This window comes from Kaistella sp. (assembly GCF_032060305.1).
Taxonomy (GTDB): domain Bacteria; phylum Bacteroidota; class Bacteroidia; order Flavobacteriales; family Weeksellaceae; genus Kaistella; species Kaistella yananensis.
Genome location: NZ_DAMBHK010000052.1, coordinates 1 through 1656 on the forward strand (window position 1 = coordinate 1; position 1656 = coordinate 1656).

Annotated in this window: 3 protein-coding genes; all 3 read left to right on the plus strand. The window is 36.6% G+C overall.

Going from position 1 to position 1656, the window contains the following annotated elements; all coding sequences use genetic code 11:
- Positions 1 to 168: enoyl-CoA hydratase-related protein (locus V5N63_RS08210; RefSeq protein WP_332033573.1), on the plus strand; the 168-nt coding region annotated here is incomplete at its 5' end.
- A 7-nt stretch (positions 169 to 175) separates the two neighbouring features.
- Complete coding sequence (locus V5N63_RS08215) at positions 176 to 1366, plus strand: 3-hydroxyacyl-CoA dehydrogenase NAD-binding domain-containing protein (protein ID WP_332033557.1); 1191 nt, start codon at positions 176 to 178, stop codon at positions 1364 to 1366.
- A gap of 19 nt (positions 1367 to 1385) precedes the next feature.
- Positions 1386 to 1586 (plus strand): hypothetical protein, encoded by a 201-nt coding sequence (locus V5N63_RS08220; RefSeq protein WP_265144995.1) that lies wholly within the window; start codon positions 1386 to 1388, stop codon positions 1584 to 1586.
- Positions 1587 to 1656: the final 70 nt, after the last annotated feature.

Below are 1656 nucleotides of genomic sequence, written 5' to 3' on the forward strand. Positions count from 1 at the left end.
GCCATTTCGCTTACGAAAAAAGCATTTAATGAATCTTACGACAACAACCTGAGTCAACAGCTCGATCTGGAAGGAATCCTTCAGCAAGAAGCTGCGGAAACGGAAGATTTCCGCGAAGGTGTTGCAGCGTTCCTGCAAAAAAGAAAACCAAATTATCAAGGGAAATAGATAAAAAATGCAAGAACCAAGAAACGAAAACCAGAATCCTCAAATCTCGAATCTCAAACCTCAGATCTCAAAAGTAGGAATCATCGGTTCCGGAACCATGGGAATCGGCATTGCGCAGGTTGTGGCAACTTGTGGCTGTGAGGTTTTTTTGTATGATGCAAATGCTGCTCAAACAGAAAAATCATTAACAAACCTTAAAAAAGTCCTGGACAAATTGGTTGAAAAACAAAAAATATCTTCAGAAAAAAGCGAAGAAATTTTCAACAAAATAAAACCATGTACTGAACTTTCAGACTTTAAAAATTGCGATTTGGTCATTGAAGCCATCATTGAAAACAAAGAAATCAAAACCAATGTTTTTCAAAATTTAGAAAAAATTGTTTCGGAAAACTGCGTGATTTCGAGCAATACTTCTTCGATTTCGATCACTTCCCTATCATCAGAATTAAAAAATCCGGAAAGGTTTATAGGAATTCATTTTTTCAATCCTGCGCCGCTCATGCCTTTGGTGGAAGTTATTCCTGGACTTTTAACGGAGAAAACTTTAGCGAGAAAAATGTATTCTTTAATGGAAAATTGGGGCAAAACTCCGGTTATTGCGAAAGATGTTCCCGGATTTATTGTGAACCGAATTGCGCGTCCGTTTTATGGCGAAGCTTTAAGAATTGCCGAAGAAAATATCGCAACTCCAGAACAAATCGATGATGCAATGCGGACTTTGGGAAATTTCAAAATGGGACCTTTTGAATTGATGGATTTAATTGGAATTGATGTGAATTTTTCGGTGACAAAAACCGTTTATCAGGATTATTTTTACGATCCAAAATACAAACCGAGTTTGCTTCAGCAGAGAATGAGCGAGGCGAAACTTTTGGGCAGAAAAACCGGAAAAGGATTTTATGATTATGCGGAAAATGCGGAAAAACCTGCTCTAGAAAAAGACGACGAATTGTACCAAACCATTTTCAACAGGATTATTTCCATGCTCATCAACGAAGCTGTAGAAGCAAAAAGACTCGAAATTGCCAGCGATGAAGATCTAGAATTAGCGATGCAAAAAGGTGTGAATTATCCAAAAGGTTTACTTGCTTGGGGAAAAGAAATTGGCTACGAAAAAGTTTCAAAAACGCTTCAAAATCTTTACGAAACTTATCAGGAAGAACGTTACCGACAAAGTCCGCTCCTGAAGAAAATGTAACTGATAAAAATTAAAATTTATGAATCCAAAAATACTTCCGGCGCTTATTTCTGTTGTTGTTTCTTTCATCGTTCTTACTGTTCTCAGTTTTTTCATGACAAAATTTTTATTGAATTCTAACCAGGATTTTATGACATTTTTCGAGGAAAAATGGTTACTGACGCTGGCTATTGTGGTCGTTTTTGTAGGCTACAAACACTTTTTCAGCAACAGAAAATAATTTCATTAAACTTTTATTTAAAAATGACCCCACTCGAAACCGCGCAATATATGCTCAATCAGGACCATTT

What these genes read in the sequence shown, in the direction of transcription:
- V5N63_RS08220 (WP_265144995.1), top strand. Translation starts at nt 1,386, where the DNA reads ATGAATCCAAAAATACTTCCGGCGCTTATTTCTGTTGTTGTTTCTTTC.
- V5N63_RS08215 (WP_332033557.1), top strand. Translation starts at nt 176, where the DNA reads ATGCAAGAACCAAGAAACGAAAACCAGAATCCTCAAATCTCGAATCTC.